The sequence below is a fragment of the Microbulbifer bruguierae genome (assembly GCF_029869925.1).
Lineage (GTDB): Bacteria > Pseudomonadota > Gammaproteobacteria > Pseudomonadales > Cellvibrionaceae > Microbulbifer > Microbulbifer bruguierae.
The window spans coordinates 2024888-2043565 of sequence record NZ_CP118605.1; the positions used below are offsets into that span (position 1 = coordinate 2024888).

At 58.4% G+C, this 18678-nt stretch carries 8 protein-coding genes; 4 read left to right on the forward strand and 4 right to left on the reverse strand.

The window, feature by feature from the left end:
- Positions 1-321: 321 nt before the first annotated feature.
- A complete protein-coding gene (locus PVT68_RS08680) occupies positions 322-2508 on the reverse strand; it encodes an alpha-glucuronidase family glycosyl hydrolase (protein ID WP_280322340.1) in 2187 nt (728 codons plus the stop codon).
- Positions 2509-2741: 233 nt separating this feature from the next.
- On the opposite strand from PVT68_RS08680, the gene manD reads away from it, so the two are divergent.
- Entirely contained in the window at positions 2742-3953 is a 1212-nt protein-coding gene (gene manD, locus PVT68_RS08685) for a D-mannonate dehydratase ManD (protein WP_280322341.1), read from the forward strand.
- Between the two features lie 78 nt (positions 3954-4031).
- Here manD and PVT68_RS08690 read toward each other — a convergent pair whose 3' ends face one another.
- The 3 genes from PVT68_RS08690 to PVT68_RS08700 all read right to left on the reverse strand — a co-directional run bounded on the left by PVT68_RS08690 (position 4032) and on the right by PVT68_RS08700 (position 10402).
- Complete coding sequence (locus PVT68_RS08690) at positions 4032-5237, reverse strand: lytic polysaccharide monooxygenase (RefSeq protein WP_280322342.1); 1206 nt, start codon at positions 5235-5237, stop codon at positions 4032-4034.
- Positions 5238-5473: 236 nt separating this feature from the next.
- On the reverse strand, positions 5474-6982 hold the full coding sequence (locus tag PVT68_RS08695; RefSeq protein ID WP_280322343.1) for a tryptophan halogenase family protein: 1509 nt from the start codon (positions 6980-6982) through the stop codon (positions 5474-5476).
- Between the two features lie 213 nt (positions 6983-7195).
- On the reverse strand, positions 7196-10402 hold the full coding sequence (locus PVT68_RS08700) for a TonB-dependent receptor (protein WP_280322344.1): 3207 nt from the start codon (positions 10400-10402) through the stop codon (positions 7196-7198).
- 525 nt (positions 10403-10927) lie between these two features.
- Here PVT68_RS08700 and PVT68_RS08705 point away from each other — a divergent pair.
- From PVT68_RS08705 to PVT68_RS08715, 3 genes are all read left to right on the forward strand, one after another.
- Positions 10928-13546 (forward strand): endo-1,4-beta-xylanase, encoded by a 2619-nt coding sequence (locus tag PVT68_RS08705; RefSeq protein WP_280322345.1) that lies wholly within the window; start codon positions 10928-10930, stop codon positions 13544-13546.
- Positions 13547-13710: 164 nt separating this feature from the next.
- Positions 13711-16623 (forward strand): glycosyl hydrolase 115 family protein, encoded by a 2913-nt coding sequence (locus tag PVT68_RS08710; RefSeq protein WP_280322346.1) that lies wholly within the window; start codon positions 13711-13713, stop codon positions 16621-16623.
- Positions 16620-18650 carry a sialate O-acetylesterase gene (locus tag PVT68_RS08715; RefSeq protein WP_280322347.1) on the forward strand — a complete coding sequence of 677 codons (2031 nt, stop codon included), beginning with the start codon at positions 16620-16622 and terminating at the stop codon, positions 18648-18650. Before PVT68_RS08710 ends, PVT68_RS08715 begins: the two co-directional genes overlap by 4 nt.
- The last annotated feature ends 28 nt before the right edge of the window (positions 18651-18678 follow it).

An 18678-nucleotide genomic window follows, 5' to 3' on the forward strand; every position in this document is an offset into this window, starting at 1 on the left:
TCCCTCTTCGCATTTCGCCGCGGTCGCTATATCCCGACTGGATCGCTCCGGGAAGAACTTGGCGGCCATTTTTGGTTATTGTTTGATTTTCGATCTTTATGGTACCGCTACCATAATAGAGATACGCCTGCTGACTCGACGAGTCAAGCGGTTTAGTCCCTATCTATTTGGAGAGACGAGTGATTGGCGGGGATAGTCCCCCCTGAGGACAAATAATCCTGCGAGAGAAGCGGAAACAGGTGACAGATGTGGCGACGCCAAGAGCGCCACCGCCAGAACAAATCAGAAAAACATGAAAAAAGAAGTGAGGAAACGCCAGGCTCAGTGCCCCGGCGCCCAGGGAAATTGCTGCTGCTGGTAATACTCGAGGCTGTGCGACGGCTGTGCGCTACCGGCAGGTAATCTGCGCCCGGATACCGACTGGAAATAGGCAACGGACGCATCCCGCCACCACTTTGCCTCCCGCGCCTGCACCGCCAGCAAGCGCGCGGTCTTGTCGAAGCGCTCGGGATCTATGTGGTTTTCCAGAGAGTGCCATTGATCCTGTAAGTTTTGCGCCGTGGCCACACCGCGATCGTAGCGGTACACCAGTTCCCCCCACAGGTCGCGCCCGGACGCCACAGGGTAGTCCCAGGGCAGATGGTGGAACCAGAGCAGCAGGTCATCCCCTACTCCGCTGCGGCTGGCAAAGCGCGCGGCCACCGGAGCCGCATACTGGGCAACGGCGTTGCTGCCATCCCCGGTGCGGTCAAAGCCGATGCCGTTGCGATCCGCGCGATGGTAGTAGGCCGGATTCCACTCCGGCCGCGCCAGATCCGATACCCAGGGACCAGGGCCATAGTGGTGACCGGTGGCCATCAGGTGTGCGAGTCCCAGCGGCGTCATGTAATCCACGACCGCCTGGCGCGACGCCAGCATCATTTCCAATCCGATGTCGAGCAGCGTGGGATTGTTCGAGAAGGTAATTTTCAACCAATCCCGCGCCACTTCCTCCGCGCTCAGATCCGGGTTCCAGGCCATGCGCCCGAACACATACCAGTTGGCCTGATTAAAAGTGGAGCCGCTCCAGTCCCGGTCGCTGCCGATATTCGCCACCCCGGCGATGCCGGTGAGACGGTGCCCGTACAGGCTGCCATCGACCACCCTGGTGACGGTGGAACCCGCGCCTCTGGCAAAGGTATCCGCCTTCAGCACTTCTTCGTACATGGGGCCCAAGTAGGCAAGATGGGATGCAAAACCGAGGTACTCCTTGGTGATCTGGAACTCCATCATCAATGGGGTTTTCGCCATGGCGCCAAACATAGGGTGGAAGGGTTCCCGCGGCTGGAAGTCGATGGGGCCGTTTTTCACCTGCACGATGACGTTGTCATCAAACTGACCATCCAGCGGCACAAAGTCGCTGTAAGCCTGCTTGGCGCGGTCCTCCGGATTGTCCTGCTGATAGACGAACGCCCGCCACATCACCACACCGCCGCGGGGCTTCAGTGCTCGAGCCAGCAGATTCGCGCCCTCGGCGTGGGAGCGCCCGTAATCCTGTGGGCCCGGCTGCCCCTCGGAATTGGCCTTTACCAGAAAACCACCGAAATCAGGGATCAGGCGGTAAATCTCATCCGCTTTGCCTTGCCACCAACGCTGCACCTCAGGATCTTTCGGATCTGCCGTTGTCAGCCCGCCAATTTCCACCGGCGCACTGAAACGCGCGGACAGGTACACCCGGATACCGTAAGGCCGGAATACCTCTGCCAGGGCCGCGGCCTTGGCGAGATAGCGCGGGGTCAGGCTGTCGGCACTGGCATTCACGTTGTTCAGCACCGTGCCATTGATGCCGATGGCGGCGTTGGCGCGGGCGTAGTCGGTGTAACGGGGATCGAGAACATCCGGCAGGTTCCACCAGTCCCAGATGGACTGGCCCGCGTAGCCGCGCTCCACGGTACGGTCGAGATTGTCCCAGTGGTTCAGCAGGCGCAGGCCGATGCGCGGCTGGCCGGAAATATCGACTTCCGCGATAGATGTGCGGGTCTGCAAAAGTCGCAGGAAGTGAAAACCGCCGTACAGCAATCCCCGTTCGGAATTGGCGGTGATCACCGTTCCCTGGTGGCCGCGAATCTTCACAGACCGAATCAGATAGCCCTCATCCCCCAGGCCCTTAAGCGGAAGTTTTTCCGCGCGTACCAGAGGCGACGATTGCGGTGTTGCCACCAGTACAAAGCCGTCGCCGCGAATATGCTCTGAAACTGCAGGCGCCCGCTCCAGCAAACCGCCGACACCGCGCACAAGTTCACTGGCAATGGTATTCAGGGCCGGTGACTGCTCGCGCCCGGGAATGAGCAGCTGGCGCAACTGCGGTCGGTACTGATGCCGGGTTTCCTGTTCCAGCGGCTGGTAGCGCAGCCACAGGTCGTAGCCGTCTTCCGCTTTTGCGGCAGCTGCCGCAAACAGGAAGGCGGAGAATAGGAGGACCGAGAACGGCAGCAGGGTTCTGGGCGGAAAAAACGCATCGCTATGCATGGTGACCTCGAGGGCTTTTTATTATTTCTGATACGGAATCTGTAGCCGCGGGACTTTCTTGTATCTTTCTTTGATCTTTCGCGGATCTTTATTGGGACTTTCTTTACGCCGGCTCCCGAGGCTAAAATGGTAGCGCTATCAAAACAAGACCATAACACAGATTTTCACCCCGATTGGCAAGTTGAAATAACTTCCGGCTAAATCATGCGCTAGCGGCGTAGAGGGAGTACCGCATGCTGAATATCAAATCCGCCCGGGTCATCACCAGCTCCCCCGGACGCAATTTCGTTACCCTGAAAATTGAAACCGAAGACGGCACTTACGGTGTCGGCGATGCCACGCTCAACGGCCGCGAGCTGGCGGTCGCGAGTTATCTTGAAGACCACATTGTTCCCTGCCTGCTTGGCCGCGATGCCCATCAGATCGAGGATATCTGGCAGTACCTGTACAAGGGCGCCTACTGGCGTCGCGGGCCTGTAACCATGTCGGCAATTGCCGCGGTGGATATGGCATTGTGGGATATCAAGGCGAAGGTGGCCGGCCTGCCGTTGTATCAATTACTGGGCGGCGCCTGCCGCAAGGGCAACCTGGTGTACGCCCACGCCAATGGCGAAAGCATTGCCGAAACCATTGCCGAGGCAAAAAAATATATTGCCCAGGGATACCGCGCGGTGCGCCTGCAGTGCGGAGTGCCGGGGCTGGGCTCCACCTATGGCGTGAGTAAAGACAAGACCCGCTACGAGCCCGCCGACGCAGACCTGCCCTCGGAAAATATCTGGTCCACGGAAAAGTATCTGCGCGTCGTACCGGAGCTGTTTGCCGCAGCGCGGGAAGAGCTGGGTTGGGATATCCACCTGCTGCACGATGCTCACCACCGCATGTCTCCTATTGAGGCCGCGCGCCTGGCGAAAGACCTGGAGCCCTACCGCCTGTTCTGGCTGGAAGACGCAGTACCGGCAGAAAACCAGGCCAACTTCCGCCTGATCCGCCAACACAGCACCACGCCGCTGGCGGTGGGGGAAGTATTCAACAGTATCTGGGACTGCAAACAACTGATCGAAGAACAACTGATCGACTATATCCGCGCCACCGTAGTACACGCCGGCGGCATCACCCACCTGCGCCGTATCGCCAATCTGGCGGCGCTGTACAACGTGCGCACCGGCTGCCACGGCGCCACCGACCTGTCGCCAGTTACCATGGCGGCGGCGTTGCATTTCGGCCTGTCGATTCCGAATTTCGGCATTCAGGAATATATGCACCACACCGATGAAACCAACGCCGTATTTCCTCACAGCTACACCTTCAGCGATGGCTACCTGCACCCGGGAGAAAAATCGGGACTGGGAGTGGATATTGACGAGGAAGCGGCCAAGGATTTTCCCTACCAGCGCGCCTTTTTGCCGGTGAACCGGCTGGAAGATGGCGGCATGCACGACTGGTAATAAGAACGGGATACGGATAATAAAAAAGCCAGCGGAAATCCGCTGGCTTTTTCCGTTACTGCGGCTTACGTCAAAAAATCATTCACACACATTACCGGTCACTACCGGCACTTCGGCACTGCTGCCGCCCTTGTTACCCTGCATACCAAAGCTCACGGTCTGGCCCACACCAATGGTGTCGTTCCATCCCATACTGGTAGCACTAAAGGGCCCCATGCCATTCACCACCGCATTCCAGGTGTTCACCAGCTGGGTTCCATCGCTGTAACCCCACTCAACTTGCCAACCACTCAGGGCTTCACTGCCGGTGTTGGTCAGGCGCACTTCTGCGGTAAAGCCGGTATTCCATTCATTCGACACCACATACTCACAGTTCGCGCCGGTACCCGCGGTACCACCGGAGCTGGAGCTGGAACTGGATGAGCCACCGCTACTGGAAGAACTGCTGCTGCCGCCAGACGAACTGGATGAGCTGGAGGAAGAGCCGCCAGAAGAACTGGATGAACTACTGGAAGAAGAGCCACCGGAAGAGGAGCTACTGCTGGAGGACGAAGAACTGCTGCTGGATGAAGATGACGAACCACCCCCGGAACCACCCCCCGAACCACTACCGTCAAACTCCACATCCACACAGCTGTGGAAACGCTCCCAGGTGTAGTAATTGCGCCCCCACTCACCGTAGATAATATGCCGCCCTTCCCGCTCCGGTACCTCACAGGTGGTGTGGAACAGGTTGTTGGCTTTTTCCGCCACCACGAGCGGGTTGCCGGTGGGATCTTTGTCATCGTATTTCAGGACACAGAAGGCTTCGTCGTCAAAGTCATCCCAGGTAAGCGTCCCCCCCACCTGGTAATCGAAGCCTTCCTTGGTGATCCAGTAGCGGAATTCTTCGGTATCGTCCCAGTGGGGCCCCCAACTTATGTTCCAGGTGAGGGTCTGGGTACCGCCATTCATGGGGCTGGTGGGCCAGTCCAGCTGATAGTCCCAGGGCGTCGGGCCGCCGTTCCAGGTTTCACTGTCGAAGCCGCACACATTGGTGCTGTCTGCCTGCGCGTGGCCCTGGGCGTGGGTGAGCACGCTCATGAACTGGTAGCCGCCACTGAAATCGATTGCCGCAGCTTCCACACAAGCGGGGGTGGTGGCCTGATCGGGTTTTTCATTCAGGCCGCAGTGCGCATTGCGCGCCGGCGGCTCGACGATCAGGCCGTGGCCGAAGGCACCGCCCGCCACCAGCGCAAGCGCCAGTGCGGTCAGGCCGTTACGATAAAACGGGTTTCTCATCATCGCGTCCTCTTTTTCTACCTTTTATGGGTTTACTGCTGAAGACGGGACGGGCCAGGTTCGGGCATAACACCCACCTGGCTGCGACAAAGTGTCACACTGTGGATAAAGTCAAATTAGTGGGGTGAATAAGACGCAGCAGATACTAGAAAAGAACCCGCGGCTTTGGGCGAAGGTGTCGTGACAGGGTACAAACTTATGAGACCTTCACCGCCACAAAACTAGAACGAAGAATCGGACTAAGCGCTGGATTCGCAGTGACGAGCAATAAACTGCTTGTGCGCAGGCATCGCCTCCACCGAGCGCTCAATCACGGATTTTATTTCCCGCATTCTTCCGGCAAACATCTCTTCCGGCATGGCATCCACCAGGGGGTGGTAGCCGCGCGGAGTTATCCCCTGCCCCAGCATCACTTCCATCCAGCTCAATTCATTGAACAGTTCGCTGTTGGCGCGGACGATACGGCCGCTTGCGCGGAACTGCTCGATTTTCTGTGCGAGTGTATCGGGGATCTCCATGGTGCGGCAGTAATTCCAGAAGGCGCTGTCATCGCGCGCGGTAGCGCGGTAGTGCAGGATCAGAAAATCGCGGATGCGGTCCATTTCGAAATGGGTCTGGCGGTTGTACTCGTCGATGTCGACCTGGTCGAAATGGCGACTGGGAAACAGGCTCAGCAGGCGGGCGATGGCAGATTGCACCAGATGGATGCTGGTGGATTCCAGCGGTTCCATAAAACCACTGGCGAGACCGAGTGCCACACAATTCTTGTGCCAGAAGCTGTTGCGTTTGCCCGTGGTGAAACGCAACAGTTTTGGGTCCGCCAGAGGCGCGCCGTCGATATTCTGCATAAGAATATCCTGGGCCTCTCCTTCGCCCATAAACCGGCTGCTGAACACGTGGCCGTTACCGATGCGGTGCTGCAACGGAATACGCCACTGCCAGCCTGCCTCGCGCGCCGTAGAGCGGGTGTAGGGAATCGGGTTTTCGTCGCCAGTGCAGGGCACCGCCCAGGCGCGGTCGCATGGCAGCCAGTGGCGCCAGTCTTCGTAGCCGACCCCCAAAGCCTCACCGATCAGCAGTGCGCGAAAGCCGGAGCAATCGATAAACAGGTCACCTTCGATGGTGCGCCCGTCGTCCAGCTGTAGTGCGCGGATAAATCCGCTGTCCTGGTGCAGCTGCGTTTTTGTCACCACCCCTTCCGTACGAATCACCCCACGCTGCTGCGCATAATCCCGCAGAAAGCGCGCATAAAGGGCGGCATCGAAATGGAACGCATAGGTAATATTCGACAACGGCGAGTTGCCGGCATCGATGGAGCGCATAAAACGCCCCTGTAAAGCCGCCAGCGCAGTCAACGTATATTCGCCGATGTCAGCGCTGCCGCCGCGGAGATGCTCTTTCAACCAGTAGTGGTAAAACGGAATGCCCTCCATATCCTTGCCCACCTCACCGAAGGCGTGAATATAGGCATCGCCTTTTCGCCCCCAGTCCACAAACTGGATTCCCAGCTTGAAGGTGCCGGAGGTTTTGCGCAGGAACTCGTCTTCGTCGAGCCCCAGCATATGGTTGAACACCTGAATCTGAGGGATGGTGGCCTCACCCACACCGACGGTGCCGATACTTTCCGACTCCACCAGTTCGATTTCACAGAAGCGGTTTTTCAGCACTTTGGACAGCGCTGCGGCCGCCATCCAGCCAGCGGTACCACCGCCGACGATGACAATTCTCTGGATATTATTATTGTTCATTCTTCTCACCCGGTTTTACTGCACGGCGTGCTCACAACATTACCGCCCGCCACAGCAACCTGCAATCGGAATACGGCAGCGATACCGGCAGACGTGTCAGCCTTACCTGCATCTGGTGTTTCGCTTGTAAGACCGGCATAAAAAAAGACGCACTGCTTGCACAGTGCGCCGACGAGAAAGCACTACTATTCCAGCGGAATTTTGTGCGGAAGATTAAAAATTCGCACGCACAATCAGCGCGTAGCGACGATCCTGGATAAACCAGGAACGTCCCGCTTCGGTGCCGTTATTATCCAGCTGCATGACAGTTTCGGTCTGGGTATTGAGCAGGTTGGAAGCCTGCAAGCCCACCGTCACACCATTATCGAAGTTATAGAACAGCGAACCGTCCATATAGCCCGCATCGTCGTTATAGATCGGGTACTTACTGATTTCATCGCGGGTAGTCAGCAGGTAGCGTGAACGCCAGTTATAGGCGAGACGCGCAGACCAGGGTCCCTTTTCATACATGCCGACGATGTTGTAAGTGTGCTCGGAAACCCCACGCAGTGGCAGCAAAGTGATATCCGGCAGCGGATAGCGGTCTGCGGCGGCTTCTTCACCGGTGGCCGGTTCCGCACGGCTACCGATCCCATTATTGGTAAGTCCGGAATCAATCCAGGTGTAGTTCAGCTGCAGGCCGAGGCCATCGAACGGTGCCGGTAAAAAGTCGTAAAACTGCTGGTAGGCAAGCTCCACACCCTGCATAAATCCATCACCGCCATTCACGGTGGTTTCAAAGTCCACGGTCTGCACCTGCCCGGTCACCGGGTTGGCAAAGTCACGCGGGAAGGCACCGGTGATAAAGGTATCGCTCAGGTCCTTGTAAAACAGCGAGGTGGTGAAGGAGCCCACCTGGGCGAAGTACCATTCCAGCGAGGCGTCGTACTGGATGGACTCCATCGGCCACAGGTAGGGGTTGCCACCGCTTCCAACCCAGTCCACTTCGGCGACGGACTGGATATAGGTGTTGATCCCCTCCTCGTCGTCACCCTCGGAGACCGGAAGATCTGGTGGCATATCCTCGGGTGAGAAGCGCACCACTCCCAGCTGACGGGCGCCGATCACCGCCTGATTTTTCACTTCCGACATATCCGGCAGAGCAATGGCCTTGGATACCGCAAAGCGGGCCAGCAGATCGTCACGCAGTTCCAGTTTGAGGTTGAAGCTCGGCAGCACGGTGCTGTATTTGCTCCAGCCTTTTTCCAGGGTAAAGGCATCGTTGCCAAAGGCTTTTTCATCCGCAGCCAGCCAGTTGTTGGCATCGAGTGCGTAGGCAATGGCTTCTTTCGCGGTGGCGAACTGGCCACTCAATACTGCCTGGGTTGCCCAGTTGCCCATCGCCTCGTGATCCTCGAGATCCACCGGTGCGCCATCTGGATAGGGCACGCCGACAAGATCCGGGTACTGCACCGAACCTTGCGCCTCGCGCTCCAGCTCCACATAGCGCAGACCGACGTTACCGGAGAACCGCAGGGCGGTGTCATCGGAACCGAAATCCAGGCGCACGTAGGCGGCGCGGTTGGTTTCGGTGGTGTCGAACACTTCCGGCGCCTGGAAGATGCCCTCAGCCACGATATCGTCGCGGGACGGATAGGGTTCCCAGGGATCCGCTGTCGGACCAATAAACAGTTCCCGATAGCCCTTCATCACCCCTTTTACATAATCCGCGTCAGGAAACAGGAAGCCGCCACCGGGGACGCTCAGCACTCCGCCGCGATGGAAGTCAGTGAAACTCACAAATTCATATGGCTGCCCCGCCACTTCCGGGTCGGTCAGGTAATAAGGGGTATTCCACTCGGCGCCGATGGTGCCCCAGTTGTAGGAGGTGGTGCGCACCGTCTGTTCGCGCTCCGCGAGGCGGGCGCCGAATTTGGCAGCGCGCAGTAATCCCAGCGGCTCTTCGCTGAAGTGATAGGTGCCATCAAAACGCGTGGCGAAGGACTCACCTTCGGAGCGCTCGTAGTGGTCCATGGCCGAGCGCCACCAGTAGTTGTCGGGATTTTTAAACCAGTTGGGGTCGCTGCTACCATCGTAGGGAACGTTGGGGTCCCGTACCACCAGGGTCGGGGTATCACCGCTGGCGTCGTAAGTCTGGGTCAGCCACTGGCCCAGGGCGATCTGCAGATCGTCGTCCTGGGTTTCCGCCTGGATGTACTGCAGGTCAACGCTGTATTCCCAGTTTTCATTCGGGGTCACGGTCAGGTTGAAGGCGAAATCGTCCACCACCGTCTGAGTATCTTTGACCCGGGTGTCGGTCTGGAATTTGGAACCGTACTGACCGTCTCCCGGTGCATAGCCGCCGCGCCAGCCGGCCTCGGTAACCATCGCGCCCTGCTCGAAGATGCCGTCGTCATCAAACGAAAACTCGGTACCCGCAAGCGGCCCTACGCGGCGGTCACCGCTGTAGGCATCGCCCTGGTATTTCACCGCATTCTCCGCCCACGAGAGGCGGGAATCGGAGCGCATAAACTGCGCGGTGGCGAGCATGGTTTCTTCGGTGTCCGCCCACTGGAACGCGGCGGCATAGCCCTTGCGGGTACGCTCGTCATTTTTCTTGAAGAAGTTGGAGGCGTTGGGGATCCACACCGTATCGAAATTTTCCGCACCGGCAATACCGGAGGCGTCGTATTCGAGGTAGGTGTCCGACTGGATACCGTGGGAAGTGCCCAGCAGTTCCGAATGCGCCACGTTCAACAGCACTCCAAATTCACCGGCGCTGGTATTCCAGCGGTCGCTATAGAGTGCCGACAGGCTGGGCGTGCCATCTTCATCCAGGTCGCCCTGGGAGTAGTCCGCAGAAACGGAAAAGGTCTGCTCCGGCATGTCGAGCGGCTTGCGGGTGCGCAGACTCACGGTGCCGCCAATACCGCCCTCAACCATATCTGCGGACTGGTTTTTGTAGATATCCACACCACCCATCAATTCCGGTGGCACGTCCTGGAACGACAGCCCGCGGCCGGAGTTGGCAGTAAAGGAATCGCGACCGTTGAATTCTGAACGCGTTGCGGTCATACCGCGGATGATGGCCCCGGAGCCCTCGACGCCGAAGTGGTCAGGGTCATCGGCACCGGCAAAACGTTCGATGGAAACACCCGGCATCCGCTGCATGGCTTCCAGCACACTGCGGTCCGGCAGCGAGCCCATGTCTTCCGAGGAGATGGAATCGACGAAAGTGTCGGCCTCACGCTTGATGTCCTGGGCATTCTGCAGGTTGTAGCGCACCCCGCTGACCACCACCTCTTCGAGTGCTGCGGACGACTCCTCACTGGAATCTTCCGCTTCTTGCGCGATTACCTGCTGGGCACTGAAGGCGGTTGCCGCCAGCGCAATGATCACTTCGGAAAGCCTGTTTTTCTTGAACGGATTTTTTCTGAACACGGGCGTGCTCCCATCTCGCTGGCCGCCGGCGCTCCCGTTGCTATACACGAGTGATCGGTAGAGTGTTCGGGGCGGCTGCTGCGGCTTGTTATTGTCAATTATTGTTGCCGGCTAATACCGCCCGGCTATTATTTTGTTACCGCTAACAATTTCTAGAATTATTCACCCGGCGGGCTTCTGTCAAGGACTTTCACCCCCCGGAAATACTGGAGCGAGCAGACACACAGAAGATTGTTACGCCAGATGTTGTAAACGTTTACATCGAATGGTAGCGTTACCGTAAATCGGCATAGACCGAACCGGGCTCGCGCGCGGCAATACAGGCAAAGCAAACCTGTGGAAAAAAATAATCCCGCGCGCCACTACATGCCCCCGAGATATAGCGATGACACGAGCGATGACACACCCCTCCCCCGTGTGACCGTTCTGCGTCAACAGCCCGCAGACGCCCCTTGAGCGTCCGCTACATACCGTATTTACAACAAAAAAGTCCGGAAAACCGGGCCAACGGGAAGGGTATCGACCATGAAAAACACACTGTTTCCGATCGCTGTACTGGCGCTCGCGATTGCCTCCGCCGGCTGTACCGAGAAAAAAGTCAGGGGACCAAATGCCTCTGTTACCACCGATAACAATACCCCGCCGGTCGCGGAAGCGGGTGCGAATCAGACGGTTTCCGCCGGCAGTACCGTAACCTTGCAAGGCGCCGGCAGTGATGGCGACGGCAGTATTACCGGTTACACCTGGAGCCAGGCCTCCGGCCCGTCGGTAACCCTGAGCACAGACAGCAGCGGCAGCGCCAGTTTCACCGCGCCGGCAACGGAAGAAGCCATTACCCTGACCTTCGAGCTGCGGGTGAATGACGACGGCGGAGCAACCAGTGCCGCGGATTCAGTAACCGTCAGCGTACTGCCGGTACTGAACAAATTCTTCGGCACCGCGGTAGAACACGCCGACGACTACAACCAGCTCACCACCTACTTTGATCAGATCACTCCCGGCAACGCGGGCAAGTGGGGATCGGTGGAGTCCACCCGGGATGTCATGGACTGGACCGCGCTCAATACCGCCCACACCTTCGCCACGGACAACGGCCTCGCCTTCAAATACCACACTCTGTTCTGGGGCCAGCAACAGCCGGGCTGGCTGGAAGGGCTCAGCGTTGAGGAGCAGCAGGCGGAAATTGACGAGTGGCTGGAGGCCGTTGCCGCCCTCTCTCCCGCGCCAGAGATGATCGATGTGGTCAACGAACCTCTGCACGCCCCACCCGCCTATAAAGAGGCTCTGGGCGGCGATGGAGAAACAGGCTGGGATTGGCTGATTACGGCCTTTGAACTGGCCCGAGTGCATTTCCCCGAGTCAAAACTCATCCTCAACGACTACAACATTCTCAATCTGGCGGAAGCCACCGACGAATATCTGGCACTGGTGGAACTGTTGCAGAGCCGTGACCTGATCGACGGCATCGGCGTACAGGCGCATTTCCTCGAGCAGTCCGTCGGCAGCGATGTGAAAGACAATCTGGATAAGCTGGCCACCACCGGGCTGCCGATTTACGTGTCCGAGCTGGACGTGAATTACGCCGACGATGCCCGTCACGCCAACAAGTTGCGCGAGCTGTTCACCGTATTCTGGGAGCATCCGGCGGTGGCGGGTGTCACCCACTGGGGCTACCTGCAAGGCCATATGTGGCGCAGTGAAGCGTGGCTGCTGGCGAGCGATGGCAGTGAGCGCGCCGGTCTGCAGTGGCTGAACTGCTATCTCGCCGCAGGTGAAGATTGTGATGTCCTGGTACCGGAATATATTCCCGGCGGCTGGAGCGGCAGCGACGATCTGATCACTCTGGAAGCGGAACTCTACGATGAAGGCCGCGGGGTGCAGTCGGCGGGCAGCGTGGTGGCCAAAACCGACGTGGGCGACTGGATTCTGTTCCAGGGGGTGGAGTTCAAGGAGTCCTGGGACAGCTTCAGCGTGAACTATGCGAAGGGTTCCGGCGATACCGGCAGCCTGTCGATCCGCCTCGATAGCCTCGACAGTGGCAACACCCTGCGGGTAGAGCTGCCACCCACCAATGGCTGGAGTGAGTACACCACCGCCAGCGCCGACTGGGCGCCGATTTCCGGCAGCCGCGATGTGTATGTGCGCTTCAACGATGTGCGTGGTGTGGGCAATATTGACTGGCTGCGCTTTGGCGTTGCCGGTGCGGAGCCGGTCAACAACCTGGTGAGCAACGGCGACTTTGAACAGGGCGCCGATGGCTGGAGCGCCGGCTGGGCCGGCGGTGCGCTGTCCACTTCTGGAGATAAATCCCAGAGTGGATCCCGCAGCCTGCTGGCGTCCGGTTTCGGCGGTGGCGCTTATGCGCTGTACAACCTGACCGCAGGGGTTGAAGCCGGTGGCAGTTATCCGGTAAGCGCCTGGGTGAATCTGAGTGCCGCGGGACGCGTGACCATTACCCGCAAGCTGGCCTGCGCCGGCCAGTCCGACAGTTACGGCTGGCTGGTGGACAAGTCGGATATTCCCGCCGATACCTGGACGGAGCTGCAGGCAACGCTGGAGATTCCCGCCACCTGTGAGCCGACCGAAGTGTTGATGTATTTCGAGAATACGACCGCCGGCACCGATGTGTATATCGACAATGTGCAGGTGATTGCGCCCGGCGCCGGTGAAGAAGTGGATCCAAACCTGGTGAACGATGGTGGCTTTGAAGGTTCGTCACTGTCCGGCAACTGGAGTGCCTGGTGGAGTGGTGGTACTTCCCTGGCGGTAAGCAACGAGCAGGCGCAGGCGGGGTCGCAGAGTCTGAAGGTTTCCGCGCGGGCTGCGAATTCCATGCCTTCATACAATCTGACGGCGGCGGTGGTGCCGGGTACCACTTACGATGTATCGGTGTGGGTGCATCATTCCGGGCCGGATGCGGCGCCGGTGGGCCTGACCCGCAAGCTCGCTTGTGACGGCATGGATGACAGTTATTCAGGGATAGCTTCTGCGGAAAGTGTGGCTGCGAACAGCTGGACCGAGTTGACCGGTACGCTGGAAGTACCCGCCGATTGCACGGTAACCGAGCTGCGGGCCTACTTCGAGGGAATTCCCGATACGGTGGAAACGCTGTATATCGATGAGTTTTCTGTTACTCCGCAGTAGGTTTTTGCTCCGTAGTTAGGAATAGCTTCGTAGTTAAGCCCGGTGGCGGCAGAGCGCCGGGCGCGGGTTTTCGGGACCGCTGTGAACCCATCCCTGGGCGCTCTGCCTTCGCATTGTTTTTTTTACTTCGTAGCTTTTTGTGCTGCGCAAATTACATAATAAAAATGCTCAAGAACGTTTTCTTGAATTGGGCAGCTTTTGTCCTCGCCTCCCTTTTTTGTTCTTCCCATGCGTTTGCACTGGGTAATCCTTCGTTTGTTTCGAACTCTCCAGTTTCCAGTAGTTTTCGCCTTGTAGATGGAAAACATTCTGCGCAACTTTTCTTAGACGCCGATTCCGATACGGCAATTCAATTAGCACTACACAATCTGCAAGACGATATCCAGCAAGTATCGGGAATTACGCCTGAACTGGTAAACGAGGTTTCGCAGCCAGGTTCGCAGGTGGTGATTGCCGGAGAAATCGGCAAAAGCCCGCTGATCGACCAATTGATCGCCGAGCAACGTATTGATGTAAGTGCGATTACCGACAAATGGGAAGGCTATCTGATTCAGGTGGTTTCCAATCCTGCGGCAGGCATCGACAAGGCGCTGGTGGTGGCGGGAAGCGACCGGCGCGGTGTGGTGTACGGAATTTACGAAATCAGTGAGCAGATCGGTGTTTCCCCCTGGTACTGGTGGGCGGATGTGCCGGTGCGTAAGTCTGAGCGGCTTTATGTCAGTGCCGACACTCAAGTGGTCGACTGGCCACGGGTGAAGTATCGCGGCATTTTTCTGAACGACGAGGCGCCGGCGCTGACGAATTGGGTGAAGGAAAAGTACGGCGATTACAACCACCAGTTCTACGAGAAAGTGTTCGAACTAATGTTACGCCTTAAAGCCAACTATCTGTGGCCGGCGATGTGGAACAACGCCTTCAGTGACGACGATCCCCTGAACATGCAGCGTGCCCACGACTACGGCATCGTGATGGGCACCTCTCACCATGAGCCGATGATGCGCGCGGACAAGGAGTGGAACCGCTACGGCAACGACTTTGGTTCCGAAGCGGGCAAAGGGCTGTGGGATTACGAGCGCAACCCCGACGGACTCTACGATTTCTGGGTTGAGGGGGCAGAGCGCAACAAGCCCTACGACAGTATCTATACCCTCGGTATGCGCGGGCAGGAAGATACCCCCATGAGCGAGGAGCAGAACATCTCTCTGCTGGAAACCATCGTCAGGGATCAGCGCAGGATTCTGTCCGACGCCTTTAGCGACCGGCCGCTCGCTGAAGTCCCGCAGGTGTGGGCGTTGTATAAAGAAGTGCAGGGTTACTACGAGGGTGGTATGCGGGTACCGGAAGATGTGACGCTGCTGTGGGCGGATGACAACTGGGGCAATATCCGGCGGCTGCCCACACCCAAGGAGCGCTCGCGCAGTGGCGGTGCCGGGGTGTATTACCATTTTGATTATGTGGGTGGGCCGCGCTCCTATCGATGGATCAATGTGACCCCCATTGCCAAGGTGTGGGAGCAGATGAATCTGGCCTACGCCTACGGCGCCGATCGTATCTGGCTGGTCAATGTGGGGGACCTGAAACCGCAGGAATTTCCCACGGAATTTTTCCTGCGTATGGGTTGGAACCCACAGGCGTGGCCGAAAGAGCGGCTGCAGGAATTCACCGAGCGCTGGGCGGCGCGGGAATTTGGTGAACAGCACGCGAAAGAAATTGCCGCATTGGTTCACGGTTACAGCCGCCACAACGGCCGCCGCAAGCCGGAGCTGATGGATGCAGATACTTACAGCCTGCAGCACTACGGTGAAGCCGAGCGGATTTACGCCGAGCTGGAAGCACTGTCAATACATGCGGAGGAACTCTACCGGCAACTGGATCCGCAATACCGGGATGCCTTTTTTCAGCTGGTGCTGCACCCGGTAAAAGCCAGCGTGACGGTTACCCAGCTCTCTATCACCACCGCAAAAAACCGGCTCTACGCCAGCCAGGGGCGCAGCGAAAGTAACGACTATGCAGACCAGGCCGAACACCTTTTTGCACAGGATGCGGAACTCACCACGCAATATCACAGCATTAAAGACGACAAGTGGAATCACATGATGTCACAGCCGCATATTGGCTATACCCACTGGAACAACCCCCCTGCCAATACTCTGCCCGCCCTCGTCCGTTACCAGCCTCACAGCGAAGCCGACATGGGTGTTGCGGTTGCCGGCAATACCGGTTTCTGGCCGGCCACCGGCAATCTCAGCCTGCCGGAATTCAGTCCGTACAGTGCCGCCAGTCAGCGCATCGAACTATTCAATCGCGGCAGCAAGCCGTTTGCGTTTTCCGCCACCACCAGCGCTCCCTGGATTCAGCTCAGTGACCGCGAGGGCACAGTGACAGGTATGACCCGCCCCTTGCGCGTTGCCATTGACTGGGATCAGGCCCCGGAGGGACGGCATCGCGGGCATGTGGAGATCAAGGGCACAGGCTGGGGCAGTGCCAGGATTGCAGTGACCGCATTCAAACCGGATACCGACAGCCGCCGAGGAGTAAACGGGTTTGTGGAAACCTCTGGCTACATTTCCATCGAAGCCGCCAGTTTCAGCCGCAAAAGAGATACCAAAGGTGCAGGCTGGGAAGAAATTCCCCTGCACGGACGCACCCGCTCATCGATCTCGGTATTTCCCGCAAGCGATCGGGTTTATGAAGACCCGGCAAAAGCCCCTTATGTGGAATACGACCTGAACCTGTTCACTGCCGGGCGGATTCGTGTTCAGGGGTTGTTTGCCCCCAGCCTCAACGTTCAGCCGGGGCGCGGCCTGCGCTATGCAGTTGCACTGAACGATGAAGAACCGCAGGTAATCGATGTTCTTCAGGATCTGTCTGCCAGCGCCTGGGAAACCGCGGTAAAAGACGGTGTGCGCAAATCCGAATCCCTGCACCAGGTTCTGCAACCGGGGCGACACAGGCTGCGAATTTTCGCCGTGGACCCGGGCATCACCCTGCAAAAAATTCTGATCGATACCGACGGACTCAAACCGAGTTACCTGGGCCCGCCGGAAAGCCCATTTGTGGAGGCACAATCGCGATGAAACCCATAGCTCTTTCCATGACCATCTCCTACGGAGCATTGCTGGCGACACTGCTGTGCAGTGCCGCTGCCAACGCCGAAGTCACCCTGCCCAAACTGGTAAGCGATGGCATGGTGTTACAGCGGGGCGCGCCGGTAAAAATCTGGGGCTGGGCAGACGCCGGCGAACAGGTACAGGTGGAATTCCACGGGAAGGAATACAACACCGAAACCAGTGACGGTGGCGACTGGTCGATTACACTGGCACCGCTGCCTGCCGGTGGTCCTCACCAGATGGTGATTCGCGGGGATAACCGTATCGCGTTGCAGGATATTCTGATCGGCGATGTCTGGCTCGCTTCCGGCCAGTCGAATATGGAGTATCCCGTCAACCGGATTGCACACCGCTTCCCGCGAGAAATTGCCGCGGTAAACAATCCGCGTATCCGCCAGTTCCAGGTGCCACAGACTTACGACTTCACCACATCCCGAGAGGACTTCGCAGGTGGCCAGTGGTTGCCCGCTACGCAACAAAATATCCAGAACTTTTCCGCGGTGGCCTACTTCTTTTCCGCAGAAATCCAGTCCAGCCAGCAGGTACCCATCGGCATCATCAACAGCAGCCTGGGGGGCTCGCCCGCCGAAGCCTGGGTAAGTGAGCAGACCCTGCAGCAGTTTCCCGTACATCTGGCAGAAAAGAAAAAATTCGAAGACGGAAATCTGATCGAACAAATCGAACGGGAAGATCGCCGCCGCAGCGACCGCTGGTACGCCAGCGCAGCGGAAAACGATCTCGGCCTGCAACAGGGTGAAACCCCCTGGTACACGCCAGCACTGGATACCAGTGACTGGCAACAATTGCAGATACCTGGCTACTGGTCAGAGCAGACCGGCAATGACGACAATGGAATTTTCTGGCTGCGCAAATCACTCACTCTGCCGCCGTCGCTCGCTGGCAAGGCCGCGCTGTTGGAACTGGGGCGCATCGTCGATGCGGACGAAACCTGGATCAACGGCCACAAGGTGGGCAACACCACTTACCTCTATCCCCGTCGTCGCTACGGCATTCCGGAGGGGGTTTTGCAAGCCGGCGAAAACACCATTGCCATCCGCGTCACCAATTCCAGCGGTCGCGGCGGCTTTGTGCCGGACAAACCCTATGCCCTGACAGTAGCGGGCAAACGCTTTGACCTGCGCGGTTCCTGGCAATTCCGCCAGGCCGCGCAAATGCCGGCGCTGCCAGGACAGACCTTTGTACGCTGGAAGCCGGGCGGCCTCTACAACGCCATGCTGCACCCGCTACAGAACTACCGTATCCGCGGCGCACTCTGGTACCAGGGGGAGTCCAATGTGGGACGGGCGGAAGAATACAGAAAACTTTTTCCGGCCCTGATCCGCGACTGGCGCAGCGGCTGGAAGGAACACGCCAACCAGGATTCCCTGCCTTTCCTGTTCGTGCAACTGGCCAATTTTCTGGAACCCCAGAGCATCCCGGCAGAAAGCGCCTGGGCGGAATTGCGCGAGGCGCAAACCAGCGCCCTTGCATTACCGCATACTGCCATGGCGGTGGTAATTGATGCGGGCGAGTGGAACGACATTCATCCTTTGGACAAAAAGATCGTGGGCCAACGACTGGCAATGGCGGCGGAAAATCTGGTTTACGGCCACCGCGAAATCCCCGTTTCCGGCCCAATCCTCGCTTCGGCACAACCTGACAAGGGTCGCGTACGTCTGGATTTCTCCCATACCTACGGCGGTCTGATGGCCGACAGTCGCGGCTCCGATTCACACAATCGCGGACCAGATTCGCAGTTGCATGAGTTCGCCATCGCCGGCGTCGATGGCAAATTCGTGTGGGCCAATGCACGGATTGCGGGCCATGCCGTTGAGGTTTGGAGCGAAGAAGTTACCGCGCCAGTAACCGTGCGCTACGCATGGGCGGACAATCCCGCGGGAGCGGATCTTTACAACGGCGCGGGGCTGCCTGCCGCGCCCTTCTCGGTTCACATCCCACCCCCTGACACGTCAAATCAGAAAACGACTCATTAAAACAATTCGTAAAACGATAAGGCCGCAA

Bases quoted from the DNA above. Each gene is read 5' to 3' on its own strand.
- PVT68_RS08695 (WP_280322343.1), bottom strand. From the start codon at position 6,982: ATGAACAATAATAATATCCAGAGAATTGTCATCGTCGGCGGTGGTACC.
- PVT68_RS08705 (WP_280322345.1), top strand. From the start codon at position 10,928: ATGAAAAACACACTGTTTCCGATCGCTGTACTGGCGCTCGCGATTGCC.
- PVT68_RS08680 (WP_280322340.1), bottom strand. From the start codon at position 2,508: ATGCATAGCGATGCGTTTTTTCCGCCCAGAACCCTGCTGCCGTTCTCG.
- PVT68_RS08715 (WP_280322347.1), top strand. From the start codon at position 16,620: ATGAAACCCATAGCTCTTTCCATGACCATCTCCTACGGAGCATTGCTG.
- PVT68_RS08690 (WP_280322342.1), bottom strand. From the start codon at position 5,237: ATGATGAGAAACCCGTTTTATCGTAACGGCCTGACCGCACTGGCGCTT.
- PVT68_RS08710 (WP_280322346.1), top strand. From the start codon at position 13,711: ATGCTCAAGAACGTTTTCTTGAATTGGGCAGCTTTTGTCCTCGCCTCC.
- manD (WP_280322341.1), top strand. From the start codon at position 2,742: ATGCTGAATATCAAATCCGCCCGGGTCATCACCAGCTCCCCCGGACGC.